Raw genomic sequence first — 24,762 nt, 5'->3', positions numbered from 1 at the left:
TCAAGAAACTCAAAGGCGAAACCCGCGAGATTCCAATTCGCATCCATCGTGACCTTCCAGACCACGAGAAAGTCAAAGAAGTCACGCTCAAAAAAGAACCCACGGGAGCGTGGTACGTATCATTCTGCATCGAAACAGAAACTCCCGAGAAACCTGCCGTCGAAGCCATCGGCTCTGACGATGCGGTGGGTCTCGACCTCGGTGTTCTCAACTTCGCCCACGATTCGGACGGGCGTTCGATAGGGCGACTCGACTTGTCTAACGACCGAGAACGCCTCGAACGAGAGCAACGTTCGCTCTCTCGAAAGGACTACGAGTCCAACAATTGGGAGAGACAACGGCGTCGCGTCACGGAAATCCATGCACGAATGTCGAACAAGAAGCGTGATTTCAAACACAAGCTAGCACACTTCTACACCACTGAGTACGATGCCGTATTCGTTGAAGACCTCAATGTCAAGGGGATGCTCGAATCCCCGCAAAACGCTCGTAACAAGGCCGAAGTCGGCTGGCGAGACTTCATCACCATCCTCGAACACCACGGTGAGAAGAACGGCTGTCACGTCGTGCAGGTTAACCCGCGCGGGACGACCACAGAGTGTGCGAGCTGTGGCGTTTCGACTGGCAAGCCGTTGTGGGTGCGCGAGCATTCGTGCCCGTCGTGTGGGTTCGAACTCGATAGGGATTGGAATGCGGCTCTTAACGTCCTCTCACGAGGACTCGACAAACTAGGAGTGGTTCACTCCGAAGACACGCCTGTGGAGACTGCGACCGCTGTGTCCACTGATGGNCCTCTCACGAGGACTCGACAAACTAGGAGTGGTTCACTCCGAAGACACGCCTGTGGAGACTGCGACCGCTGTGTCCACTGATGGTGGCGATTCATCGTCCATCGTCGTGGATGCAAGTCGCGTCACAGAAACAGGAAGCCCCGTCCTCAAGGAAGCCGCGTCAGCGGCTGAGTAGGGCGGGGGAGTTCACATTGAGCCGAAAGAATCGACACAGCGAGCTGCTTCCGCCACAAAAGGAATGTAACCACGAAAGAGGTCTGGCGACGGGTGAATAGAGTTTTCACACACGTTGTGTATACGCTCATTCAGATACCATGTCCTGGCTCAAGGAATTATTCAAATCGGGGACATCGCTGGCTGGGCGGGTATTGTTCTCTGTTGGTCTGGCCAGTCTCATATTCGTTCAACTATCCGGAATCATCCAAAACCACCCAGTATACACCCCACTTACCCCGTATGATTGGCCCGCCTTGGGTATCGTTGCGGGTGGGTTCCTCATTCTATTCAGTACACTCATTCGCGAGGAACCCCGGCGAGTTGGGCAAGATAACGTCCGAATTGTCCCAACAGTAGATTCCGATCAAGAACTCTCAACCCTTCTCGAAGAGGCTCGAACCGTAGTCGATCATCAGGTCAGTTCAATCCAGAACTTGCGAACAGACGCGATTCAGTTGATCAAATTGAACCTGCTGCTAGCCAGTATCCTCATCTCGGCTATTGCTATTGGCATCGACTCTGACTCTTGTGTTACCGCAGTTTCTTTTGTAAACGTGTTCACGCAGGTCGGGAGCGGACTACTGACGTTTTCAATTTTCTCAGCAACGTATCTGTATGTGACCGTAGAGTATACTGGCGGTATCTCTGGTGACACACTTGACCAGATATTCACCTCCCAAGAGCACTCACAGGTGTTTGTGGAAAATTGGCTTCTGAGTGGATACAAAAAGTGGATACGAGGGAATTCGGTCGTCCAGCGGGACGGTGCGGTTCTGATTGGTCTCTCCACTCTGTTGACTATCTCTGCGTTAATCATGTTCGGAAAGGGGTTCCTCGTCGCAGTAGAGTGTTCTATTTAGCTATTTTCGGCAGCCCGAGTTAGTGTCTCACGCATGGGTCTGCACGACACCGGTCACTCGGAGACACGGCACCGCTTGAGTAGCCGAGACCAGACTGAGCCCGGACACCCGGATTACTGCACTGCGATGCGGGCGAAGCGAGTCCTCGCGGGACGTTTTTCGTCCAGCTCCTTGCGAGGAGACTATCGCTCTGTGAGCGACAGTCGACGGAGTAAAAAGGTGGTATGGGACCGCTGAGAGTCGAACTCAGGTCCTACCGACCCCATCGGCAGAGGATACCACTACCCCACGGTCCCGGGGTGCATTCAAAGCGATGCGTGTCTCGCGGTTAAGCCCTTCGTTTCGTCGCGGCGACGCGAAGGGCTGGCGTGCCACGGTATCGCACCGTCGTCGTGCGGTTCGAACGGTGCCGAGAAGCTGACTCCCGACCACGAGTACGCTTTTGCCGCCTCGAGATTAATGACAACGTATGCTCACGCCCCTCCAGAGCGTCCCGCTCGGACTCCTCCCCTTCGTCGCGATGCTCCTCGTCCTCCTCGCGTTGGGCGTCGCAGGCCTCCGGTGGTGGTCGATTCGCCGCGGTTCCGAGTCCGAACCGTCGGCTGACCGCCCCGAGGAGTCCCACGGCTACCCGCTGGCGTCGTGGCGCTACGTCTACGACCTCGACAAGTCGGATGCGAAACGAGAGGTCGCGTCGGTCAACGAGCAGGCGGAGACGCTCGCGGACGCGGAGAAAAAGCGCCGGAGAAAGTAGCGCGAAGCGGTCTCAGACTAACACGGCTTCCAGCGAGACGACCTCGCCGGCGTCGGCGTCCGCGTCGCCGACGAGTTCGCCCAGACAGACGGCCGAACCGTCGTCGGTGAAACAGGCGACGAGGTCGCCGCGGGAGGCGTCGGCGTCGACGTCGAAGACGCCGGGCGCGTAGACGGGTGCGCCGTTGGCGACTTCGCGGGCCGCGCTGTTGGCGATGGTGACCGATGGGAGGTGCGACAGCGCCCGCTCGGCGGGCGAGACCACGTCGCGGAGCCACGACTCGTCGCCCTCCTCCGCGAACGCGAGCGCGTCTGCGAGGTCGTGGAGCGTCACGAGGTCCGCGTCGTCGAAGGGAGTGGTCGCGGTCCGGCGGAGGTGGCCCATGTGGCCGCCGGTGCCGAGCGCGAGTCCGAGGTCGTGACACAGCTTTCGGATGTACGTCCCCGACTCACAGCGGATGCGCAACAGCGCCTGTCTGTCTTTCACTTCGAGGAGGTCGAGGTCGTACACCTCGCGGACGCGGAGGCGGCGCGAGACGGCGGACTTCCGCGGGGGCTTCTGGTAGAGCTTCGATTCGAACTCGGCGACGGTCGAGTCGATGTCGGCCGGCGCGGGCCCGTGGAGTTCGAGCACGGAGACGTACTCCTTCGAGCCTTCGAGGAACACCTGCGCCATGCGGGTCGCGTCGCCGAGGAGCGTGGGGAGACAGCCGGTCACCTTCGGGTCGAGCGTCCCCGAGTGAGCGGCGCGGTCGACGTCGGCCATATCGCGGACCCACCCGGTTACCTGGTGGGCCGACGGCCCCGGCGGCTTGTCGAGGTTGACGACGCCGAACGACAGCAGGTCGTCGACGCTCCGGTCTTCGGGCGGGTCTCGGAGCATGGTCAGAAGTCGTAGCGGACGCCTTCGACGGGGTACTTGCCCTCGTCGGCCTTGGGGTCGTAGGAGTCGACCGCGGCGATGCAGACGGCCGTCACCTCGTCGGGCCCCCAACGGGCGGTGTTGAGCGCGATATCGTAGATAGAGAGGTCCGTGATGTCGATGTCGTAGTAGGCGTCGTACCGCTTGGCCTCGCTCGCCTCGCGGGTCGTCGTCTCCTCGCGGGCGATATCGGGCGCTTTGTCCTCGCGGTCGGCGATGCGCTCGGCGCGAACGTCGACGGGGGCGTCGAGCCAAAAGCGGAGGTCTGCGGCGTCCCCGGCGAGCCAGCCGGCGAGGCGAGATTCGAGGAGCACGTCGTCGCGGTCGAGGGCGATGTCGCGGAGGCGGCGGTCGAGGTCGCGGTCGATTTGGTCGTCCTCCTCGGCGAGTTTGTTGAACTCGACGGCGGTCATGTCGCGCTCGGCGGCGAGCTCGCGGAAGATGTCCCCGCCGCTTATGTGTTCGAGGTCGAACGCCTCGGCGAGCGCGGCGGCGGTCGTGCTTTTCCCGCTGCCCGGTGGTCCGGAGACGGTCAGTAACATATCCATGCTGGGTGCGGTCGGCTAAAAGGTGTTATCGTTGCCGACCGCCCCTGCGGAGGCTTCTCACGGGGGAGAGTGGGAGAGAACCGAGGGTGGTGAGACGCGGAAACGGAGAGAGAAACGGAGTCGTTTCGAGTCGCTCGGGTCGGCTTACGACGCCGACGGCGACATGTCGATGTTCAGGCTCTTGCGGATGATCTGGGTGAAGCCCATCGAGCAGAGGAAGTACCAGACAATCCACGCCTGCATCGGCCCGATGACACCCTGCTTCCACTCGACGGACCCGACGAGCGGGAGCACGATGTTCTCGGTGACGATGTGCGGGTCGGAGCCCCCGCCGACGCCGATGGCCCAGTACATCCAGAGGAACACCGGGATGGTGAGGAACATGATCCAGACCATCGGGCGGAACTGCTCTTTGAACATGCCCATCTGGTCGCCCATCGCCTCCATCTGCTCTTCTTGAATCTTCTCGAGCGCCGCGTCGTCGCCGCGCTCCTTGGCGTCCTTCTGCCGCTGTTGGATGTCCTTCATCCGCTCTTGATACATGCCCATCTTCTCCATGTCCATGAGGTTCGCCTGCAGGAGCGTGGAGTAGAGGCCGGTCGCGAGCGCGAGGACCATCACGACGGCGTAGAACGGGAGCATGTCGGCCAGCGGGCCGAGCGCCACGTCCATCACGCCGCCGATGACGTTCCGAACCTCGGCGACCGAGTAGCCGAGGAACAGGCCGACCGTGACGACGGCCGCGCCCTTGTCGTACTTCGACCACGAGGAGTCGCCGGTGTCGGTGTCGGCCGACGAGGACGACGACGAGCCGCCGGAGTCGGACGTGTCGTCTTCGAGGCCGGCGCGGGTCTCCGCCGCGTCGGCGAGCCGGAACCCCTCGTCGCCGTCGACGAGGATACCTTTCTCGATGAGGCGACCCCACTGGCCGCTCGTGAGCTCGTCGCGAACGTCGGCCCACTCGACTTCTCCGTCGTCCGCCCGTTCGAGGACGGTTTCGACGGCGGCGCGCATGTCGGCGTCGGAGCCGACGAGGTCGCGCACCCGAGATTCGATTCGTGCCATTACCGGCCCTTTAGCAACCGGCTGTTATCAAGGTTTTACTCTGGAGACGAGAGCGGGCGCGCCGGCGACAGCGCCGGCGCTCCGAGTATAGTCGGTGAAAAGCGTCGTTCCGTGTGCGCGCTTACGCGTCGTCGACGACGGTCCGGACGTCCTCGAAGACCTCGTCGGGGGTCTGTTCGCCGTCGACCTCGACGAGGACGCCCTCGTCGCGGTAGTGTTCGATGACCGGCTCGGTGTTCTCCTTGAACACCGACAGACGCTCGCGGACCGTCTCTTCGGTGTCGTCGTCGCGCTGGACGAGTTCGCCGCCGCAGTCGTCGCAGACGCCCTCCGCTTCGGGCTGGTTGAACTTCACGTGGAAGTTCGTGCCGCAGTCGTCGCAGACGCGGCGGCCGGTGAGGCGCTCGACGAGTTCGGACTCGGCGACCTTCAGGTAGATGACCGCGTCGAGGTCGGTGATCTCGGTGAGGTACTCCGCCTGCGAGAGGTTCCGCGGGTAGCCGTCGAGGACGTAGCCGTCGGCGTCTTCCAGCGCGGCCTCGACGATTTCGTTGACGACCGCGTCGGGGACGAGTTCGCCCTTCTCCATGAACGAGCGGGGCGTCCCGTACTCGGTCTCCATGTCCTTGTTCGCGCGCAGCGCGTCGCCGGTGGTGACGTGTTCGACGCCGTAGGTCTCGGCGAGCCGCTTCGACTGTGTGCCCTTACCTGCGCCCGGCGCTCCGAGCAGGAGGATGCGCTTTCCCATATCTGACCCCATCCGGCGAGAGCATATAGTGTTGAAGATACGTACTGAGTTCTGCGACGGCGGCGGTCAGAGGAATGAGACAATGTTGCTCCTTGTTCGTCGTTCTACAGCTCTCACGGCCGTCCCACCGCGGTGTTGGCGGGTTTTGTTGCCGGTTTCGCAGACGGAAGCGACACGTTCAACGGCGCGGCCCTCGTGGCACCGACAGATGCGCGATTCGTCCCTCATGCGCGACGCGTTCGGCGCGGCCACCGTCGAGCGCGCGTACGGTCTGTGGTGTACGCTCGAACGCGGCTGGCGCGCGACCGCCCTCGGTCTCGTCGTCGTGACCGTCCTCGCGACGCTCGGGCCGTGAGCGCCGGGGAGAGCTCGGACGCCGGCATCGGCCGGCTCGCGCGACTCGCACCGGGCGTCGGCCTCCTCGTCGTCCTCGCGGGGGCGGCGGCGCTCGTCGCCGGCTTCGTCCCCGGCGTCAACGCGCTCCTGCTCGGCGTGCTCTTCGGGGCTGTCGTCGCCAACACGGTCGGCGTTCCCGACTGGGTGCGCCCCGGCGTCGACACGCAGAAGCTCCTCCTCGAAACGGGTATCGTCCTGCTCGGCGCTCGCATCGCAATCGACGAACTCGTCGCCTCCGGACCGGTGCTCGTCGCGCTCGTCGTCGTCACCGTCGCCGCCGGCGTCCTCCTCGTCGAGGCCGTCGCCGGGCGCGTGTTCGGCCTCGCCGACAAGACCGGGTCGCTCCTCGCGGCCGGCGCGAGCGTCTGCGGCGTCTCCGCGGCCACCGCCATCGCCGGCACCATCGACGCCGACGGTGAGTCCCTCACCCACGTCGTCGCCGCGGTCCTCCTGTTCGACGCGCTCACCCTCGCGGTGTTCCCCATCGCCGGCGACCTGCTTCCGCTGTCCGGTCGCCAGTTCGGTATCTGGGCCGGCCTGAGCATGTTCAGCACCGGCCCCGTCACCGCGGCCGGCTTCGCCCACTCCGAGGTCGCCGGTCGCTGGGCGACCGTGACCAAACTTGCGCGAAACTCCATGCTCGGCTTCGTCGCCGTCGCCTACGCGGTTCGCTACGCCGGCCGGGCGGAGGAGGCAGCCACCGGTCTGCGCGCCGTCTTCGACGGCGTTCCCCGGTTCCTCGTCGGCTTCGTCGCCGTCGCCGCCGTCGCCAACCTCGGCCTCCTCTCGGAGGCGACGCTCGCGACCGTCGGCACCGCCAGCGACGCACTGTTCGCGCTCGCGTTCGTCGGCCTCGGCCTCGACGTTCGGCTCGACGCGATGCGACAGACGGGCGCGGCTCCGCTCGCCGTCCTCGGACTGCAACTGCTCACCATCAGCGCGCTCGCGCTCGCCGCGGTTCTCGCGCTGTTCTGACGCGCTGACGGCCGTTCCGGTCGCTCCGCCGTCCGAGACTCACCGCCCCGACGCGGGCCGTTTTTGTACCGCGCGGGTGTAGCAGGTCGCATGACCCGATTCGAGGCCGACACCGCGCGCGAGCGCCGAAAGCTCTTCGCCGACGCCGTGTCGGCGCACCGCGACCGCGGCAGCGCCTTTCTCACCATCGAGGCCGAACGCCTCGCCGACGTCGACGGCGAGGGGCCCGGCCCGTGGATTCAGTTCGCCGACCAGACGTTCAACATGGACGTGACCGACGAGGAACTCGACCGGCTCAAGGGGCTGCTCACGGAGTTCCCCGAGTTCCGAATCGACCAACTGGAGAGCCCCGAGGAGGCCGAGGGGACGAACGTCCGCATCACCGCCCGCTCGGACGCGAACCGCCTCGCCGGCTTCGCAGACCGCGTCTTTCAGGCGGTCTACGGCCGCGACGAGGCGTACCGGGCGTGGGTCACCGCCGTCTGAGCGGGCGCGTTCCCTCCGCGTTCGATTCGCTTCGACGCTGTGCCCCGGTTTGCGAACTTCTACATCTATTGCCGCACAACCCATGACTGAACACGTCGAGTCGCTGTTCTCTCGCCCGCTGCTCCCGCTCGCGAACGCGGACGACGCCGATATCACCTGTGCCACCGCGTTCCCGCGCATCGCGGCGGCCGATGGTCGAGCCTCTGTCGTCCACGTCATCGAGAAGGCGGGCGGCGCGCCGGACAAAGCCGGCGTCGAACAGCGTGAGGAGGTTGCGGAGGAACTGTTCGATATCGCCCGCCGCGCCGCGGACGACGCCGGCATCGAACTTCAGACCGACCTCCGATTCGCGACCGACGTCGGCGACGCCATTCTCGAAGCGGCTCGCGAGGCCGACGCGACGGCCATCGTCTTCACCCCGCGCGGCGGCCGCTCGTGGTGGGACCTCTTTTCGGGCGCGGTCCGCGAGGAGTTGATTCGGCACAGCGACCGTCCCGTGGTCGTGCTGCCGGCGGGCGACGCCGACGAAGACGGTGAAACATGACAGACGAGGAACTCGCCAAAGACCTCGGCCCGCTCGCGGCGTTGACTATCGGTATCGGGACGATGATCGGCGCGGGCATCTTCGTGCTTCCGGGGGCCGCGGTCCAACAGGCCGGGCCGCTCGCGGCCGCCGCGTTCGTTCTCGGCGGCGTCATCGCGCTCTTGACCGCCATGTCCGCCAGCGAACTGGGCACCGCGATGCCGAAATCCGGCGGCGCGTACTACTACATCAACCTCCACGTCGCCGACGACAGGGACGCGGGTGAGCAGTTCCTCCGCGAGTGGGCCGACGAGCGCGGTCTCGGAGATGCCACGCTCACCGTCGAGACCGGCGACGTCGAGAGGGCTATCGAGTCGCACGCGACCGACGCGTCGCTGCTCGTCGTCGGCGCGACGGAACGCGGCCTCCTCTCGCGGCTCGTCCGCGGCACCGTCGTCATGGACGTCGTCGACGACGTGGAGTGTTCGGTCCTCCTGGCCGAACGGAGTCGCGCTCGGAGCATCAGGGAGCGCCTGTTCGGGTAGTCCGAACGGCGCCGCGGAAGCGACCCGTTTTCTCGCCGCCGATGGCCTCTCGCGCCGCCGCGGCACATTTGTCCTTCGCCGCCGTAGCGAGGGGTATGGCGAAGCAATCGGGGCTGTCGTGCGACGACGCGGAGCTGTCCGTCGAGGCGACGAGCCGCCGCATCGACGCGGGCGAGGTCACGCTCCACGCGGTTGAAGCCGGACCGGAAGACGGCGAACTCGTCGTCCTCCTCCACGGCTTTCCGGAGTGTTGGTACGCGTGGGCGGACTACCTCCGCCCGTTGACCGAAGCGGGCTACCGGGTCGTCGCGCTCGACCAGCGCGGCTACAACCTGAGCGACCGCCCCTCGGGCGTCGAGTGGTACAGCATCGACGAACTCGCCGGTGACGTGGTCGGCGTCGCGGACGCGCTCGGCTACGAGAAGGTCCACGTCGTCGGTCACGACTGGGGTGGCGCGGTGGCGTGGTGGACCGCGCTCCACCACCGCGACCGGGTGCGTTCTCTCACCGCGATGAACCTCCCGCACCCGGTAGTGCTCGCCCGCCACCTCAGACGCGACCCGGGCCAACAGCTTCGGAGCTGGTACGTCTTGTTCTTCCAACTGCCGAAGCTCCCCGAGCTCGTCGCCCCCGTCGGCGACTGGGCCGTCTTGGAGCGGACGATGACCGGCACCGCGCTCCCCGGCACGTTCTCGGCGACCGACCTCGACTGCTATCGCGCCGCGTGGTCGGTCTCCGGAGCCTACGGCTCGATGGTCGACTGGTACCGGGCGGTCGCCCGCGAGCGCCCGCGGCCCCGCGTCGAGACGGTCGAGCCCCCGACGCTCGTCGTCTGGGGGACCCGAGACCGGTTCCTCCGGCCGAAGATGGCGCGCGAGAGCCTCGCGTTCTGCGAAGACGGCCACCTCAAGACGTTCGACGAGGCGACCCACTGGGTCCACCACGAGGAGCCGGTGGCCGTCGCCCGCGCACTCGTCGAGCACCTCGACGACGCGTGGCGAACGCCGAACAACACCCCCGACGAGGCGGGCCATCGCCCGGTCTGAGCTCCGCCGGCGATTTCGACCAATGGAGGCAGTATTTGCCGGCTGCTCGTTGAAGCTATATAGGTCCATCGAGGGAACTTAGCGAGGTTCTTGTACGTCCGGCGTGCACGTTGAACCGACGCGGGAGCAGTCCGGTGGTGGGACTTTCCATGCCCCTTCGAACCGTCTCCGCGTCTCTTCATGAGCAGGGACGGGGGACCGTCCCACCTTTCGACCGGCGAGCGACCGCGCCGACGACCGGGCCTCGAACCCCACCGGGCCGGACCCGTCGTCGCCGGATGAGTACGTTCTTACTCGCGGCCCCCGCAGGTCGCGTATGACCGACCTCGGAAAGGTCGACCGCGAGTTCTTCGACGAGTACATCTACCCGCGGTTGGGCGCGGCCCGCGACGACGTGGCGCTCGGCCCGACCCACGGCGTCGACTTCGGCCTCCTCGACATCGACGGCACCGCCGTCGCCATCGCGACCGACCCCGTCTCCGTGCTCCCCGCGCTCGGTTTCGAGCGCGCGGGCCGGTTCGCCATCGACATCGTCCTCTCGGACATCGCCGTCTCGGGGCTGGACCCCTCGCACCTCGCCGTCTCCTTTACGCTCCCGCCCGAGATGACCGACGAGCAGTTCGCCGAACTCTGGGGGGCGATGCACGCCGAGGCCGACGACCTCGGCGTCAGCATCGTCACCGGCCACACCGCCCGCTACGCTGGCTGTTCGTACCCGTGGGTCGGCGGCGCGACCGCCCTCGCCGTCGGTGACCACGACGACGTGGTCCGCCCGGACGGCGCGAGACCCGGCGACGACGTGCTCGTGACGAAGGGCCCCGGCGTCGAGGCGACTGGCCTCCTGACGACGCTGTTTCCGGACGCCTTCGTCGACCTCGACGATGACGTGCTCGCCGACGCGCAGGCGCGACTCGACGAGACCGACGCGGTCCGCGACGCGATGACCGTCTCGGCCGCCGGCGGCCGCGGTGTCCACGCCATGCACGACGCCACCGAGTGCGGCGTCCACGGCGCGCTCAACGAAATCGCCGAGAGCGCGGGCGTCCAACTCGAAATCGACGAGTCGAGCATCCCGTTCCGGCCCGGCGTCCGCGAGACCTGCGACTTCCTCGGCATCGACCCGTGGCGCTCGACCACCGCCGGGTCGCTCGTCGTCGCCACGGACCCCGACGTCACGGACGACGTGGTCGCCGCGCTCGACGCCCGCGGCACCCCCGTCGGCGTCGCCGGCACCGTCGTCGCGGGCGAGGGCGTCGTCGTCGACGGCGAGCGCATCGAGCACCCCGACGTTGACCCCTCGTGGGCCGCCTACGACCGACTCGCCCGCGAGGCCGAGCAAGCGAACGCCGACGCCGAATAAGCAGACTCAGCCCTCGTTTTCCAGCGCGTCCGCGACCCGGTCGAGCGCCGCGTCCGCCGCGTCGACGTCGGCCGCGAGGCTCAGAAAGCCGTGCGGCATGGCAGCCTCGTGGTCGTGGACGACGTCGGGCCCCGCGGCGTCGAGCGCCGACGCGTAGGCCGCGCCCTCGTCTCGAAGCGGGTCGAAGCCGGCGGTGACGACGTGCGCCGGCGGGAGGTCGGCGTGCGAGTCGGCCCGGAGCGGCGCGGCGAAGGGGTTGTGGCGGTCAACCGGGTTCCGAAGGTAGGTGTCGTGGGCCCACAGCACGTCGCGGCGGGTGAGAAGCGGGCCGTCGGCGTTCTCCCGGAGCGAGTCGTGGTCGGCCGAGCAGTCGGTCATCGGGTACTGGAGGACCTGTTTCTCGATGGTCGGGCCGTCGAACTCGCGGGCGTGGAGGCAGACGGCGGCCGCGAGATTCCCGCCGGCGCTGGTCCCCGCGACGGCGACTCGGTCGGGGTCGGCCCCGACGGACGCGCCGCGTTCGGCGAGCCACTCGACCGCCCGCACGCAGTCGTCGAGGCCGGCGGGAAACGGGTACTCGGGCGCGAGTCGGTAGTCGACCGAGACGACGACGCGGCCCGAACGGACCGCCAGTCGTCGGCAGACGCCGTCGATGGAGTCCAGCGTGCCCATCGCCCAGAGGCCGCCGTGGAAGAACGCGACCGCGGGGCGCGTCTCGCCGGGTTCGGGGTGGTAGACGCGAAGCGGAATCTCGTGGGTCGAGGCGGCCCCGTCCCCGCTCTCGCCGTCGATTGCGAAGTTCGTAACGCGGGCGACCTCGGGCGCGTCGCCGGCCGAGAACACCTCGTCTTCGACCCGGCGGGCGCTCTCGACGCCGAGCGCGGACCACTCGGGGAGGCCCAGACGCTCGACCTCGGCGACGGCGGCGTGAGCCTGCGGGTCGAGGTCGGCCGCGCGGTCGGCGACCCCGATGGCAGACGAGTCGTTAAAATCGCCGTCGTCGGGGTCGTCGGGGTCGGGTCGGGAGTCGCCGTCGGAGCGAACCATACCGGTGGGCCGCGGGCGACCGTGAAAAACACCACGCCGTGCGGGTCGTGAATCTACTTGTCGCGCCGGCGCTTCGACACGCGTATGACCGACGACCCCACCGTCGAGACCGCCCGCGAGATGGACGCGGCGGACCCGCTTTCGGACCTCCGCGACCGCTTTTACGTCCCCGAGGGCGAACTGTACATGGACGGCAACTCGCTCGGCCCGCTGTCTGTCGACGCGGAGGCGGCGCTCGAACGCGTCGTCGACGAGTGGCGCGACCTCGCCATCCGCGGGTGGACCGACGCCGACCCGGAGTGGTTCACCTACGGCGAGCGCCTGGGCGAGCGACTCGCCCCGCTCGTCGGCGCGAAGCCCGACGAAGTCGTGGTCGCCAACTCCACGACGGTCAACATCCACGCGCTCGTCGGGACGTTCTACGACCCCGCCCGCGGCGAGAACATCGTCGTCGACGACCTCGACTTCCCGACGGACCACTACGCGATTCGCGCGCAACTCCGGCACGCCGGCCGCGATCCCGACGAGGCGCTCCGCGTGATCGAGAGCCGTGACGGGCGGACCATCGAGACCGAGGACGTGCTCGACGCCATCGACGACGACGTGGGGATGGTGTTTCTCCCGTCGGTCCTCTACCGGAGCGGCCAGCTGTTCGACATCGAGGCCATCACCGAAGCCGCTCACGAGGCCGGCGCGCTGGCCGGCTTCGACCTCGCGCACTCGGTCGGCGCGGTCCCGCACCGGCTCTCCGAGGTCGGCGTCGATTTCGCGGTCTGGTGTCACTACAAGTACCTCAACGCTGGTCCCGGCTCCATCGCCGGCCTCTACGTCAACGAGCGCCACTTCGGCGTCACGCCCGCGCTCGCCGGCTGGTGGGGCAACGACAAGGAGACGCAGTTCGACATGGCGATGACCTACGAACCGGCGCAGTCGGCCGGCGCGTTCCAGTCGGGGACGGTCCCGGTGCTGTCCGCAGCCCCCCTCGACGGCGCGCTCGACGTCGTCGAGGACGCCGGCGGCGTGGCCGCCCTGCGCGAGAAGTCGCTGGCGCTCACGGACTACCTCATCGCCCTCGTGGACGAGCGACTGCCGGAGTGCGAGGTCGGCACCCCGCGTGACCCCGCGGCCCGCGGCGGCCACGTCGCGGTCGAGCACCCCGAGGCCTACCGCGTCAGCCTCGCGCTCAAGGAGCGGGGCGTCATCGTGGACTTCCGTCAACCGAACGTCGTCCGGATGGCTCCCGCGCCGGCCTACGTCGGCTTCGAGGACGTGTACCGGGCGGTCGAGCACTTCCGCGAGATTCTGGACGGGGAAGCATACGAGGCGTTCGAGAAGCAGAGCGGCGGCGTCACGTGAGGGTCGCGGCGGGGGGTCGGTCGCTTACCAGTCGATGACTTCCTTGTCGCGCCAGAACTTCCCCGCGGGCGCGCCGGGCTTGAACGTGGCGAGCCACGTCGGCGTCTCCGCGCCCTTCTCGACCGGCCGGTTGGCCTCCTCGCCGCCCATGTCGGTGCGGACCCAGCCGGGACACACCGAGTTGGCGATGAGGCCGTCGTCGCCGTACTGGCCGTCGAGGTAGGCCGTGAGGCCGTTGAGGCCGGTCTTCGAGATTCGGTACGCGGGCGACCCGCCGGACTGTTCCTCGCCGAGCGCGCCCATGCCGGACGAGACGTTGACGACGCGGCCGCCGTCGGACTGGAGGAGAAGGGGAACCGCGTGCTTGCACAGGAGCATCGGCCCGCGGAGGTTGACGCCGAGGGTGCGGTCGATTCGCTCGGTCGACTCGGCGACGATGTCCTCGCCCTCGCCGCCGACGCCGGCGTTGTTGACGAGGATGTCGAGGCGGTTCTGGTCGGCGAAGATGCCGTCGACGACCTCCTCGATGTCCCCTTCTTGGGTCACGTCGAGGAGGACTCGCTCCGTCTCCTCCGGCGTCTCGTTGGTGACGCTGCGCGACCCCGCGTACACCGTCGCGCCGCGGTCGCGGAGGTTCTCGGCTATCTGGCGGCCGATACCTCGGTTCGCGCCGGTGACGAGCGCGACCTGTCCGTCGAGGTCGTCGTAGCGGTCGGGTTCCATGGCTGCGTCTGTGAACTGAGAAAGGATATTCTCACCGAAGCGTGCCGGCGGTCGCGGCGTACCGGCGAGGTTCGGGAGGCCGACGGATCACTCGACCGCGATAGTGAGTTCGTCGAACTCGTCGCCGGTCCACTCGTGGGCGGTCATCCGGCCGTCGGGCGAGCAGATGAGATAGACGTATCCCGGCCACGACGCCTGTTCCCGGTCCGTCGCGCTCGGGACCGGGTCGGACTCGGGGTGCGAGTGGTAGAAGCCGACCGCGTCGTCGCCCGCGGACTCGATGGCTTCGAGAATCGAAACCGTCTCCTCGGGGTCGAGTTCGTAGGCGACCCGTGGGTCGTCGGCGACGTTCGAAACGGGGTGGGCGGCGGTGACGGTGCGCGCGTCGCTGTCGCCGGCGAGGACGCCGCAGACCTCGGCGGGCGGGTCGCCGGCGGCACCCTCGCGGGCGTGCGAGAGAATCGAGTCCCGCGCGTCAGCTGCGAGAGAGAGCCTACTCGAAGTCACGGCGCATGGCGATTTCGAACCACGGACAGAGACGCAGTTGGCGGTACCACTCGGGGTTGTCGTGGAGGTGCTCGTAATCCGCCCAGAGCATGCCCGCGATTTCCTCTTCGTCGGGGTCGAGCGTGGTGTCTTCGAGCGTGACCTTCAGGACGGCACAGACTTCCCACTCCAGCCCGGCGTTCTCGTAGTAGCGCTTGTACTCGAACTTGTCCGTGACGCGGAGGTCGGAGTACTGGTCGGGCGAGATGCCGAGTTCCTCTTCGAGGCGCTCTTCGGTGGCTTCCTCTTGGGTCTGGCCCTCGACGGGGTGGGAGGCGACGGTGCCGTCCCAGGAGGTGTCCCACAGGCGCTTGTTGGGCGCGCGCTGGGCGAGGAGTATCTGTCCCTCCTCGTTGAACACGAGGCAGGTGAAGGCGCGGTGGCGGATGCCGTCGCCCGTGTGGGCGTCGAGTCGGTTGACCGTCCCCTCGGCGTTGTCGTCGGAGTCGACGGCGATGACGTCCTGCGCTGCGTTCTTGTGGAGTTCAGTAGCCTCGTCGGCCGCTGCGTTGCTCATGTGCCTTCCGTCGGAGTCGGGGGTCAACTAAGCTTCGATGCGAACCGCGGACCACGCGGCGGCGGCGCGGGATTAGCCGAGGCGCTCGTCGAGAATCAGGCGGGTCTTCGTGCTCTTCACGTCGTCGTGCTCGCGGGCGCGGGTGATGAGGTCGTTGACGGCGCGGGTGTCGGCGGCGTCGACGACGAGGACGATGTCCTCCTCGCCGGAGACCTGCCAGACGAAGTCCACGTCCTTCCAGTCGGCCATCAGCTCGGACACGTCGTTGGTGTCGACGTCGACCGCGACGGTCACCTCTATCATCGCCTTCAGGTTCCCCGTGCGGGTCGAAATCGTAAAGCGCTCGATGACGCCCTCCTCGACCAACCGCTCGACGCGGTTTCTGACGGTCCCCTCAGAGGTCCCGACTTCGGCCGCGATCTCCGTGTTGGGGGTCCGAGCGTCCCGTCGAAGGATATCGAGGATACGTCGGTCAAGCTCGTCCATATCTCACGTGCCGTCCCCAGCGACTTACCGATTACGAATTTCGTAACTCGACTTCGAAAGTAACACTTATGCACCCGTGTTCCGTTCGTTTCTCGTAATGTCGGACGCCTATCTGGCGCTGGAAGACGGTCGCGTGGTCGAAGCGCGTGGCCGTGTTCCGGGGCGCACACGCGGTGAACTGGTGTTCACAACCGCATATACGGGATACGAAGAGAGTCTGACCGACCCTTCGTACGAAGAACAAGTGCTCACCTTCTCGTACCCCCTCATCGGGAACTACGGCGTCCGAGCCGAGCGATTCGAGTCCGACCGGGTCCACCCTCGGGCGGCCGTCGCACGCGAGTTCACCGAGGAGGTCGTCGAGTGGCTCGCCGACGAGGGCGTCCCGGCGGTCGACCACCTCGACACGCGCGACCTCGTCACGTCCATCCGCGAGGAGGGCGCGATGAAGGTCGGAATCGCCGTCGGCGAGGACGTGACCCCCGAGGACGCGAAGGAAGAACTCGCGCAGTGTAAGGGCATGAGCGAGCACGTCGACATCGGCGCGCAGGTCACCACGACCGAGCTGACGACGTTCGAGGGCGACGGCGACACCACCGTCGCGCTCGTCGACTGCGGCGCGAAGGGCTCCATCGTTGACTCTCTCGTCGACCGCGGCGCCACGGTCCACGTGCTTCCCTACGACGCGGACGCCGAGGACGTAACCGCGCTCGAACCCGACGTGCTGTTCATCTCCAACGGCCCCGGCGACCCCGAAAACTACACCGCGACGCGCGAACTCGTCGAGGAGTTCGCCGGCGAGGTCCCGCTGGCGGGTATCTGCCTCGGCCAGCAGATCGTCGCCAGCGCGCTCGGCGGCACCACCGAGAAGATGGCCTTCGGCCACCGCGGTGTCAACCAGCCCGTCCGCGACCTCCAGAGCGGAAAGGTCGTCATGACCACCCAGAACCACGGCTACACCGTCGCCGACCCCGGCGACCAACTCGACGTGACGCAGGTGAACGTCAACGACGACACCGCGGAAGGCCTCGCCAGCGAGGAACTGAGCGTCATCACGCGCCAGTACCACCCCGAAGCCCATCCCGGCCCCCACGACTCGCTCGGCTTCTTCGACGACGTGCTCGCCATGGCGGGTACAGAGGGAAACGAGCATAAGCCCCGAGCCGTCGCCTCGGACTGACCACCCAAACCGCGACCGAACTCGGATCCGCGGCCGATTGCACCCGGCCGCGACCGGAGGAACGCCGATTTTTCCGACACGCCACCCAGCGAGCGGCGCGGCTCGTGTCTCGGCCCCGATGTGGTAGAAACTGTCAAACGGTTTCCCGACGTACGCTCTGTGATGGACGACGTCTCGCTCATCGAACGCGGGTTCGAAGAGTTCCCCGCGACGATTGCCCTCCTCGACAGACACGGGGATATCGTCTACACGAACCGGGCGTGGCGGACGTTCGCCGACGCGAACGACTACGTCGGTGACCCCGATTCGACGGGCGTCAACTACCTCGACGTGTGCGACGCGGCCCGCGAGGTCGACGAAATCGCGGGCGTCGTCGCCGACGGCATCCGCGCGGTGCTCCGCGGCGACCGCGACCTCTTCACCGCCGAGTACCCGTGTCACTCACCGACGGTCTACCGGTGGTTCGCGCTCCGGGTCGTCCAGGTGGACACACCGCGACACGGGAACTTCGCGCTCGTCGTCCACCTCGACATCACCGACAGGCGGCTCGCGGAACTGCAGGTCAACGAGAAGAACGAACACCTCGCTGCGCTCGTCGGCGCGCTCGCGTCGGAGCTCAGAACCAACCTCACGACGGCCATCGAGGCGGCCGAGCGACTCGCGTCGCTCGACGGCGACGCCGCCGTCGCGCTCTCCGAGAGCCTCTCTCGGATCGAGTCGCTCGTCGAGTGGGGTATCGACGCCGCCGAGCAACCGAGCACGCTCGACCTCGCGCCGGTGGGATTTCGCGAGCACGTCGCACAGGCGTGGGCCGTCGCGTCGCTCGACGGCGCGAACGACGCCAGCTACCGGGTCGTCGGCGACGGGACGCTCTTGGCCGACACCCATCTCCTCGGGCTCTTTTTGGTCGCGCTCTTTACGAACTGCTTCGAGCGGAACGCGCCGTCCGGGCCATCCTCAGACGTCGTCGTGGGGACGACCGCTGACGGCTTCTACGTCGACGACGACGGCCCCCACCCGTCGTCCGAAGAGCGCGCGGCGACGGCCGCGAGCCCGAACCAGTTGCTCGGCGTCGATTACGACTCGCTTCACCTCTCGACGGCCCGGCGAATCGCGGACCTCCACGGGTGGCAACTCGACGTGGCCGACTCGGAACTCGGCGGCGCGCGCTTCGAAGTCCGCGGCGTCGTGTGGAAGTAGGCCGCGCTCGGCCGGGAGCGAACGAGACGCGCCGGTCAGGAGAGGTCCGCTTCCATCACGAACGTCGGTTCCTCCGCGAGGTCGCTCCGGGCGAGCGACGCGTCGGAAATCCACTCGATTCGCTCGGGGAACAGGACGCGCGTCCGGTCCGCGCCGACCGAGGCGGCGTCGCGTCGAACCGCGTCCAACAGCGACTCGCAGGCCGGCGCGTCGTCCCACGCGGCGACCGCGTACTCGGCCCACGTCACCTCGCCCTCGTCGTCGCGTTCGCGGGTGTAGGTTCGGTTCCGGTAGGTGAAGCCTGTCGTGCAGTCGTCGCCGACGACGAACAGTCGGTCGTCGGCCGCGGCGTCGTGGAGGCGCGCGCGGGTGAGTTCGGAGAGCGCCCACGACTCGACGGGGTCGAGCGCGAGCCCCGACAGCGCGGTTCGCGCCTCGCACCCGGTCCAGTAGGCCCACGCGGCGTCGGCGTCGTCGCCGACCGCCGTCTCCGGCTCGGCGGTCGCGTCCGGTTCGGGCGTCGCCCAGCGGAACTCGACGCCGGGGTCGAACCCGACCGTGCGGGCGTTGGCGAGGCTCGGGACGTTCCACGAGTGAATCATGTTGCGGACGCGGCGCGCCCCCCGCTCGCGCGCCCAGTCGAGAAGCGCGTGCGACAGCCGGGTCGCGAGCCCCTGCTCGCGGTAGTCGGGCGCGACGCGCATCCCCTGCGCCCAGCCCTCGTACTCCGAGAGCATGACGACCTGCGCGATGGCGGCCACATCGTCGGAGGGCGTCTCCTCGCCCATGTCCACGAGGAGCGTCGCCTGGTCCAACTCGCCGGGGGAAATCCAGTCGTGGTAGATGTCGGGGATGTAGTCCGACCCGCCGCGGTCGGCCCACGTGTCGCGGGTGAACGCGGCGACCGCGTCGTAGTCCTCGGGTCGCGCGGGTCGAATCTCCATCAGTTCACTCCCACGGGACGGAGCGCTGGGTCAGCTCGCCTTCGAGGTTCCGGCCCATCGCGCCGGCTGGGTCGGAGAGGTTGGCGAGCGACCACATGAGCTTCACCTTCGCCGTGCCGGGGAGCGTGTCGCCCGCCTCAACGACGCCGGCGTCGAGCAGGTCGCGGCCGGTGTCGTAGACGCGGTCGCAGACGCGGCCGTCGAGACACTGCGAGGTCATGGCGACCGTGGTTCCGTCTTCCACGAGTTCCTCGAACCGCGGGATGAGGTCGGTGTGGACGTGGCCGAGGCCCGTCCCCTCGATGACGACGCCGGCCTTCCCGTCGAGGTAGTCGAGCGCCGCGGGGTCCATCCCCGGCGTGAACTTCACGAGTTCCACCTCGGACTCGATGTCGGCGTGGAGCGCGAGGTCGGCCTCGCCGCGGGGGGCGTAGTCGCGGCGGAACGTGACCTCCTCGGCCTCGTAGTCGACTTCGCCGAGCGGCTTCGCGCCGACGGTCTCGAACGCGTCGCGCCGGGAGGTGTGGTTCTTGCGGACGCGCGTCCCCTCGTGGAGCGCGCAGACGTCGTCGGACTCCGAGGCGTGCATGCAGACCATGACCTCGGCGGCGTCGGCCTTGGCGGCCTCGACGGCGCAGACGGCGTTCATCACGTTGTCCGACGAGGGGCGGTCGGCCGAGCGCTGACTGCCCGTGAAGACGATGGGGACGGGCGTGTCGAGCATGAACGACATCGCCGACGCGGAGAACTGCATCGTGTCGGTGCCGTGCATGACGACGACGCCGTCGGCCCCGGCCTCGATTTCCTCGGCGATGGCCTCGGCGAGGTCGACCCACACGTCTGTCGTCATGTTCTCCGAGAGGATGTTGGCGACGACGCGGCCGCGGTAGTTCGCCCGGCCCGCGAGGTCGGGGACGGCCCGGAGCACGTCCTCGGCGTCGAACTGCGCGGTCACCGCGCCCGTTCGATAGTCGACCGTCGAGGCGATTGTCCCGCCGGTCGAGATGAGCGAGACGGTCGGGAGGTCGTCGTCGAACTCGATTTCGGAGGTGCCGTCGCCCTCGGACTGTGCGTCTTCGATGTCGTACACGTCGGTTTCGAGCACGTCCACGTCGGCTCCCTCGCGGGCGATGCCGACGTTGTACCCGCCGTCGAGTTTGACGACGAGATGGTCCTCGGTGGAAGACGGCATGAGTACGCCTTCGTTCGTGACGTCCGCGCGGGTGACGCGGACGCGGTCCCCTGCGTTCATATCGCGGGATACCGTGGGGGCAGACTTCAAACCCACCTTTTTACCGTTCGGGGTCGCCGGAGGCGACCCGCTCACGGCAAAAACCTGGAGGGAAAAAGCCGAGTAGCTCGCTTCGCTCGCGACTCGGTACGGCGACTGGAGCGCAACCGAACCGACCGAGCGAAACGAGGGAGACGGACGCACCACCGACATAACGGACACAAGACATTTTACCGGACCGTCCGTCGGCCAGCGTATGCTCCCCACGATACCCCTCCAGTCGGGCGGCGCAGGCGCGCTCGTCGTCGGCCTGCTGTTTTTCCTCCTGTTCCTCGGGATGGTGGTGTGGACGTACAGTGACGCGAAGCGAAACAGCAGTCACCCGGCGTTCCTCTGGGCGGTCGTCGTCTTCCTCGCGCCGCTTTTGGGACTCGTCCTGTACTTCATCCTCGGCCGCAACGCGTAGGACCGAGCCGGGCGGCGCACCGTCACGCGACGCCGAACAGTCACCGCGGCTGACCAACCGGCACAAGAGCCATCAGGCTCGCCCGCGACCCTGTACACATGCAACGGTCGGACCAACGGGAGTCTGAGCAGTCCGTCGACGACCTGCTCTCCGGCGTGAACCGCGAGAGCGACGATTCGATGCGGGCGGAGCGCTCCGCCTCGTCCGGCGGCGGTCGCCTCAGCGGGCTGTTCTCCCCGCGCGTGTTCCTCGCGGCGCTCCTGCTCTCCATCGGCGGACTGCTCGTCGGCGGCGCGATTCCCATCGTCGGTTTCGTCGGGCGGTTCGTCGGCATCGCTGCCGCCGGCTTCGTCCTCGGCCTCGTCGGGTCGAAGCGACGCTACACGGAGGTCGTGCTCGCCGGCGCAATCGCCGCGGGCCTCGCGTTCGTCCTCTCGACGCTGTTCGCCGTGTTCGCGCCCTTCGCGGTCCAACTGCTCGCGGACTACGGCGTCGCCATCGCGGGCGTCGGCGCGGCGAGCGGTGGGCTCGCGGGGCTGGTCGGTCACTACTTCGGCCGCGACCTTCGGGCGGGCCTGACAGAGGAGTTGTAGGCGTTAGTCGATTCGCCAGCGGTCGCCGTTGTGGGCGACCAGACCGCCGTCGGCGAGGTGGTGCAGCGCGCTGTCGACGACCGCGGGGTCCGCGTTGAGGTCCTTCGCGATGCCGCGGACGGTGTTCGACCCGTTGGCGAGCGCGGCGAGAATCTCCGCGTAGAACCTGCTGTCGGCGTCGACGCCGAGGCGGTCGTTGAGGCGGTCGAGCACGTCGGTGATGCGGCCCTGTACCCACCGCTGGGCCAAGGAGAGTTCGTTGTCGAGTTCCTCCAGTTTTCCGAGTTCGCGCGCTAGTTCCGAGACGTCGTCACTCCCGGCGTTCTCGACTTCGAGCGTCACGTGCGGACAGCGTCCGGCCATGTCGAGGCTCGGACTCGGCGGGTAGGCGCTCTTCGCGCCGAACCCGTACGGCGAGACGTTCACCTCCAGTCGGAGATTTCGTGAGATGTGGAAGTACTTGCGCCGCTGGTCGTCGGTGCGCGACTCGATGAGTCCCGCGTCCTCCAGCTTTCGGAGGTGGTCGATGACGGCCTTGGGGCTGACGCCGAGGTACTCGCTTATCTCGGTGACGTAGCACGGTTTGTGCGAGAGCAACCGCAGGATGCGCCGGCGGTTTTCGTTCCCGAGTAGGTCAAGCAGTACCGCGGAGTCCATTACGAGGTCATAGACTGCGGGCGGGGAAAAGCCTGACTCATGTGATACTCCGCGCCGTCATGCGATTAGCGATTGTGACTCACGGGGCGCTGTCGGGGCGGTCCCGGGGCGCTCACGGGGCCGTCTCCGGCGTCTCTGAGAGACGGTCGAACGCCCGGGAGGCGAGGAACACCGCGAGGAACGAGAGGGCGACGGTGATACCCGCGAGGAGCGCCCCCGCCTCGTACTTCAGCGGCGGGTAGTAGCCGAGACCGTAGTCGAACACGTCGTTGACGAGCGCAAGGGTGAGGGCGAACCCGAGTGCGCCCTTGGTGGTCGCGCCGTAGCGCGGGACGACGAGGGCGAGCGCGAGAAAGCCCGCGTGGGTGAGCATGATGCCCCAGTAGTCCCACAGCGCAGCCCCGGAGAAGCCGACGTAGAGGTCGGGCCGGAGGTTGAGCGCGACGACCGTCCAGACGCCGTACTTGACGAGCCAGACGAACGCGAGCGTGTGGAGGTACGCGAGCGGTCGGTTGACCGGCGCGTCGGCGACGCGGCGGCCGAGGTTCGGAAGCAGCGTCGCGGCCGACAGCGTCATCAGCGCGAGGGCGGTCGGCGAGTCGCCGAAAAGCGGGTAGAGGAACGTCGGCAGGTCCGACAGCGCGGGGTCGGAGTGGACGTAGAAGCTCACCCCGACGAGGAACGCGGCGGCGTTGAGGACGAGGAAGACGACGAGGCTCGGGCCGTTCCCGAGGTAGTACTCCGTCCAGTCGTCGACCGCCGCGTCGAGGTCGAAGTCGCGTAGACCCATCGCCGAGTCGGACGACGCCCCGAAAGAAAAGGCCGTCGGGGCGGGAGCAGCGGGGGCGGTTGGGGCGGCGCGAACCCCCGTCGGGGCGCGAACGCCGCCCTCTCATCTCCGTACGCGACACGTTGTCATTCCATGTCGGGAGCAAAGGACAGTTAGCCCGGCGCGCCGAACGGCGACGCATGGACGCAGCACTCATCATCCTCGACGGGTGGGGACTCGGCGACCACGACCGCCGCGACGCTATCAAGGCGGCGGACACGCCGAACTTCGACCGCTACCGCGACGCGGGCGCGTTCGGGACGCTCATCGTCGACGGCCGGCGCGTCGGCCTTCCGGACGGCCAGATGGGCAACAGCGAAGTCGGCCACCTCAACATCGGGGCCGGCCGGGTCGTCAAGCAGGCGTACACCCGCATCGGCGACAGCATCGACGACGGCTCGTTCTTCGAGAACGAGGCCATCACGGCCGCCTACGACCACGCCGACGAACACGACGGCCGCGTGCACCTCATGGGCCTCGTCTCAGACGGCGGCGTCCACTCCGACCAACAACACCTCCACGCGCTCATCGAACTCGCCGCCGACCGCGGCGTCGACGCCGTCACCCACGCCTTTACCGACGGTCGCGACACCAGTCCCACCGGCGGCGAGGCGTACCTCTCGGACCTCGAAGCCGTCGCCGAGGAGCAGGGAACCGGTGGCGTCGCCACCGTCTCCGGGCGCTACTACGCGATGGACCGCGACCAGAACTGGGAGCGCACCAAGCGCGCCTACGACGCCATCATCGAGCGCGAGGCGGAGTGGACCGCCGACACCGCCGTCGACGCCGTCACCGAGTCGTACGACCGCGGCGACACCGACGAGTTCGTCGAGCCGACCGTCGTCGACGACGCGCCCGCCCTCGAAGACGGCGATTCGGTCATCTTCTTCAACTTCCGCGCGGACCGCGCGCGACAGCTCGTGCGGATGCTCTGCGACATCGAGCCCGTCTGGGAGTTCGAGACGACGCCGCCGGAGCTTCTCATGACGACGATGACGCAGTACGACAAGACGTTCGACGTCTCGGTCGCCTACCCGCCGGAACAGCCCGAAGACACGCTCGGCGAGGTGCTCGCCGAGGCGGACATGACGCAACTGCGCATGGCCGAGTCCGAGAAGTACCCTCACGTCACCTACTTCCTCAACGGCGGCCGCGAGGTCGAGTTCGACGGCGAGATTCGGAACATCGTCGAGAGCCCCGACGTGCCGACCTACGACCTCCAGCCCGAGATGTCCGCAGCGGAGCTCACCGATACGGCCATCGGCATCATCGAGTCCGACGACCCGAACGTGATGGTTCTCAACTACGCCAACCCCGACATGGTCGGCCACACCGGCGACTACGAGGCCGCCATCGAGGCGGTCGAGGCGGTCGACGAACAGCTCGGGCGGCTCGTCGAGAGCGTCCGCGCTCACGGCGGCCACGTCTGTATCACCGCCGACCACGGCAACGCCGACGACATGGGCACCGAGGACGACCCGCACACGGCCCACACGTTCAACCCCGTCCCGTTCGTCTACCTCGCGGCCGACCGCGACGACGAGGCGGCCGCGGAGAACGACGCCGGGGACGAGGCCGTCGAGGGCGACGCCGCCGACCTCGACCCCGACCACCCGCTTTCGGGCGGCCGGACCGTCCGCGAGGGCGGTTCGCTGTGCGACATCGCGCCGACCATCCTCGAACTCGTCGGCGTCGACCAGCCGGCCGCGATGACCGGCGAGTCGCTGTTAGAATAGGACCGCCGCTCGCGCGC

General features: G+C 67.6%; 28 protein-coding genes, 1 tRNA gene and 1 pseudogene (1 of these 30 running past the window's edge). 15 read left to right on the top strand and 15 right to left on the bottom strand.

Features of this window, described 5'->3' with window-relative positions; genetic code table 11:
• A pseudogene (locus C457_RS19745) lies at positions 1-966 on the top strand (RNA-guided endonuclease InsQ/TnpB family protein); it begins 298 nt to the left of the window's first position.
• A 492-nt stretch (positions 967-1,458) separates the two neighbouring features.
• On the opposite strand, the gene C457_RS20165 reads toward C457_RS19745, so the two are convergent.
• Positions 1,459-1,824 (bottom strand): hypothetical protein, encoded by a 366-nt coding sequence (locus C457_RS20165; protein WP_152420022.1) that lies wholly within the window; start codon positions 1,822-1,824, stop codon positions 1,459-1,461.
• A 268-nt stretch (positions 1,825-2,092) separates the two neighbouring features.
• A tRNA-Pro gene (locus C457_RS13490) sits at positions 2,093-2,163 on the bottom strand.
• 173 nt (positions 2,164-2,336) lie between these two features.
• On the opposite strand from C457_RS13490, the gene C457_RS13485 reads away from it, so the two are divergent.
• Entirely contained in the window at positions 2,337-2,621 is a 285-nt protein-coding gene (locus C457_RS13485; protein WP_008095429.1) for a hypothetical protein, read from the top strand.
• A gap of 12 nt (positions 2,622-2,633) precedes the next feature.
• Here C457_RS13485 and C457_RS13480 read toward each other — a convergent pair whose 3' ends face one another.
• The 4 genes from C457_RS13480 to C457_RS13465 form a co-directional block, all read right to left on the bottom strand.
• Positions 2,634-3,503 carry an RNA-guided pseudouridylation complex pseudouridine synthase subunit Cbf5 gene (locus tag C457_RS13480; protein WP_008095428.1) on the bottom strand — a complete coding sequence of 290 codons (870 nt, stop codon included), beginning with the start codon at positions 3,501-3,503 and terminating at the stop codon, positions 2,634-2,636.
• Between the two features lie 2 nt (positions 3,504-3,505).
• Positions 3,506-4,084, bottom strand: a complete 579-nt coding sequence (cmk, locus tag C457_RS13475) for a (d)CMP kinase (RefSeq protein ID WP_008095427.1) — start codon at positions 4,082-4,084, stop codon at positions 3,506-3,508.
• Positions 4,085-4,234: 150 nt separating this feature from the next.
• A complete protein-coding gene (locus tag C457_RS13470; protein WP_008095426.1) occupies positions 4,235-5,155 on the bottom strand; it encodes a DUF106 domain-containing protein in 921 nt (306 codons plus the stop codon).
• Between the two features lie 121 nt (positions 5,156-5,276).
• Positions 5,277-5,903 carry an adenylate kinase gene (locus tag C457_RS13465; protein ID WP_008095425.1) on the bottom strand — a complete coding sequence of 209 codons (627 nt, stop codon included), beginning with the start codon at positions 5,901-5,903 and terminating at the stop codon, positions 5,277-5,279.
• Positions 5,904-6,111: 208 nt separating this feature from the next.
• On the opposite strand from C457_RS13465, the gene C457_RS20385 reads away from it, so the two are divergent.
• The 7 genes from C457_RS20385 to C457_RS13435 all read left to right on the top strand — a co-directional run bounded on the left by C457_RS20385 (position 6,112) and on the right by C457_RS13435 (position 11,234).
• Positions 6,112-6,258, top strand: coding sequence for a hypothetical protein (locus tag C457_RS20385; RefSeq protein WP_156037881.1), 147 nt, complete (start codon positions 6,112-6,114; stop codon positions 6,256-6,258).
• The gene (locus C457_RS13460) at positions 6,255-7,274 is read left to right on the top strand and encodes a YeiH family protein (protein ID WP_008095423.1); all 1,020 of its coding nucleotides are present in this window, start codon (positions 6,255-6,257) and stop codon (positions 7,272-7,274) included. Before C457_RS20385 ends, C457_RS13460 begins: the two co-directional genes overlap by 4 nt.
• 90 nt (positions 7,275-7,364) lie before the next feature.
• Complete coding sequence (locus tag C457_RS13455; protein WP_008095422.1) at positions 7,365-7,760, top strand: hypothetical protein; 396 nt, start codon at positions 7,365-7,367, stop codon at positions 7,758-7,760.
• An 82-nt stretch (positions 7,761-7,842) separates the two neighbouring features.
• Positions 7,843-8,304 (top strand): universal stress protein, encoded by a 462-nt coding sequence (locus C457_RS13450; protein WP_008095420.1) that lies wholly within the window; start codon positions 7,843-7,845, stop codon positions 8,302-8,304.
• The gene (locus C457_RS13445) at positions 8,301-8,828 is read left to right on the top strand and encodes an amino acid permease (protein ID WP_008095418.1); all 528 of its coding nucleotides are present in this window, start codon (positions 8,301-8,303) and stop codon (positions 8,826-8,828) included. The genes C457_RS13450 and C457_RS13445 overlap by 4 nt, the downstream gene beginning before the upstream one ends.
• A 95-nt stretch (positions 8,829-8,923) precedes the next feature.
• Complete coding sequence (locus C457_RS13440; protein WP_008095416.1) at positions 8,924-9,874, top strand: alpha/beta fold hydrolase; 951 nt, start codon at positions 8,924-8,926, stop codon at positions 9,872-9,874.
• 316 nt (positions 9,875-10,190) lie between these two features.
• Entirely contained in the window at positions 10,191-11,234 is a 1,044-nt protein-coding gene (locus C457_RS13435) for a HypE family hydrogenase expression/formation protein (RefSeq protein ID WP_008095414.1), read from the top strand.
• A 6-nt stretch (positions 11,235-11,240) separates the two neighbouring features.
• Here the strand turns inward: C457_RS13435 and C457_RS13430 are convergent, their stop codons facing one another.
• Complete coding sequence (locus C457_RS13430; RefSeq protein WP_008095413.1) at positions 11,241-12,281, bottom strand: alpha/beta hydrolase; 1,041 nt, start codon at positions 12,279-12,281, stop codon at positions 11,241-11,243.
• An 84-nt stretch (positions 12,282-12,365) separates the two neighbouring features.
• On the opposite strand from C457_RS13430, the gene kynU reads away from it, so the two are divergent.
• Complete coding sequence (gene kynU, locus C457_RS13425) at positions 12,366-13,637, top strand: kynureninase (protein WP_008095412.1); 1,272 nt, start codon at positions 12,366-12,368, stop codon at positions 13,635-13,637.
• A 24-nt stretch (positions 13,638-13,661) separates the two neighbouring features.
• Here the strand turns inward: kynU and C457_RS13420 are convergent, their stop codons facing one another.
• From C457_RS13420 to C457_RS13405, 4 genes are all read right to left on the bottom strand, one after another.
• The gene (locus C457_RS13420) at positions 13,662-14,360 is read right to left on the bottom strand and encodes an SDR family NAD(P)-dependent oxidoreductase (RefSeq protein ID WP_008095411.1); all 699 of its coding nucleotides are present in this window, start codon (positions 14,358-14,360) and stop codon (positions 13,662-13,664) included.
• 87 nt (positions 14,361-14,447) lie between these two features.
• On the bottom strand, positions 14,448-14,867 hold the full coding sequence (locus C457_RS13415; protein ID WP_008095410.1) for a desampylase: 420 nt from the start codon (positions 14,865-14,867) through the stop codon (positions 14,448-14,450).
• Positions 14,854-15,423 (bottom strand): NUDIX hydrolase, encoded by a 570-nt coding sequence (locus C457_RS13410; RefSeq protein WP_008095408.1) that lies wholly within the window; start codon positions 15,421-15,423, stop codon positions 14,854-14,856. The genes C457_RS13415 and C457_RS13410 overlap by 14 nt, the downstream gene beginning before the upstream one ends.
• A gap of 72 nt (positions 15,424-15,495) precedes the next feature.
• A complete protein-coding gene (locus C457_RS13405) occupies positions 15,496-15,909 on the bottom strand; it encodes an Lrp/AsnC family transcriptional regulator (RefSeq protein ID WP_004042482.1) in 414 nt (137 codons plus the stop codon).
• A 97-nt stretch (positions 15,910-16,006) separates the two neighbouring features.
• On the opposite strand from C457_RS13405, the gene carA reads away from it, so the two are divergent.
• Entirely contained in the window at positions 16,007-17,089 is a 1,083-nt protein-coding gene (carA, locus tag C457_RS13400; protein ID WP_049913586.1) for a glutamine-hydrolyzing carbamoyl-phosphate synthase small subunit, read from the top strand.
• Between the two features lie 162 nt (positions 17,090-17,251).
• On the top strand, positions 17,252-18,289 hold the full coding sequence (locus C457_RS13395) for a PAS domain-containing protein (protein ID WP_008095400.1): 1,038 nt from the start codon (positions 17,252-17,254) through the stop codon (positions 18,287-18,289).
• A 35-nt stretch (positions 18,290-18,324) separates the two neighbouring features.
• On the opposite strand, the gene C457_RS13390 is transcribed toward C457_RS13395, so the two are convergent.
• Both C457_RS13390 and gatD read right to left on the bottom strand, forming a co-directional pair.
• Complete coding sequence (locus C457_RS13390) at positions 18,325-19,233, bottom strand: GNAT family N-acetyltransferase (protein WP_008095397.1); 909 nt, start codon at positions 19,231-19,233, stop codon at positions 18,325-18,327.
• Between the two features lie 4 nt (positions 19,234-19,237).
• Positions 19,238-20,485, bottom strand: coding sequence for a Glu-tRNA(Gln) amidotransferase subunit GatD (gene gatD, locus C457_RS13385; RefSeq protein WP_008095394.1), 1,248 nt, complete (start codon positions 20,483-20,485; stop codon positions 19,238-19,240).
• Positions 20,486-20,720: 235 nt separating this feature from the next.
• On the opposite strand from gatD, the gene C457_RS13380 reads away from it, so the two are divergent.
• Together C457_RS13380 and C457_RS13375 are read left to right on the top strand one after the other, a co-directional pair.
• Positions 20,721-20,930 (top strand): PLDc N-terminal domain-containing protein, encoded by a 210-nt coding sequence (locus C457_RS13380; RefSeq protein ID WP_008095393.1) that lies wholly within the window; start codon positions 20,721-20,723, stop codon positions 20,928-20,930.
• Between the two features lie 98 nt (positions 20,931-21,028).
• Positions 21,029-21,523 (top strand): hypothetical protein, encoded by a 495-nt coding sequence (locus C457_RS13375; RefSeq protein ID WP_008095391.1) that lies wholly within the window; start codon positions 21,029-21,031, stop codon positions 21,521-21,523.
• Between the two features lie 3 nt (positions 21,524-21,526).
• On the opposite strand, the gene C457_RS13370 is transcribed toward C457_RS13375, so the two are convergent.
• Both C457_RS13370 and C457_RS13365 read right to left on the bottom strand, forming a co-directional pair.
• Positions 21,527-22,180 carry an ArsR/SmtB family transcription factor gene (locus tag C457_RS13370; protein ID WP_008095389.1) on the bottom strand — a complete coding sequence of 218 codons (654 nt, stop codon included), beginning with the start codon at positions 22,178-22,180 and terminating at the stop codon, positions 21,527-21,529.
• A 112-nt stretch (positions 22,181-22,292) separates the two neighbouring features.
• The gene (locus tag C457_RS13365; protein ID WP_008095387.1) at positions 22,293-22,970 is read right to left on the bottom strand and encodes a DUF1405 domain-containing protein; all 678 of its coding nucleotides are present in this window, start codon (positions 22,968-22,970) and stop codon (positions 22,293-22,295) included.
• A 179-nt stretch (positions 22,971-23,149) separates the two neighbouring features.
• Between C457_RS13365 and gpmI the strand changes: the two genes are divergently transcribed.
• Positions 23,150-24,745, top strand: a complete 1,596-nt coding sequence (gene gpmI, locus C457_RS13360; RefSeq protein ID WP_008095385.1) for a 2,3-bisphosphoglycerate-independent phosphoglycerate mutase — start codon at positions 23,150-23,152, stop codon at positions 24,743-24,745.
• Positions 24,746-24,762: the final 17 nt, after the last annotated feature.

It is taken from the genome of Haloferax prahovense DSM 18310 (genome assembly GCF_000336815.1).
In the GTDB taxonomy this organism is placed as follows: domain Archaea; phylum Halobacteriota; class Halobacteria; order Halobacteriales; family Haloferacaceae; genus Haloferax; species Haloferax prahovense.
This window is presented reverse-complemented; position numbering and strand designations above follow the sequence as displayed.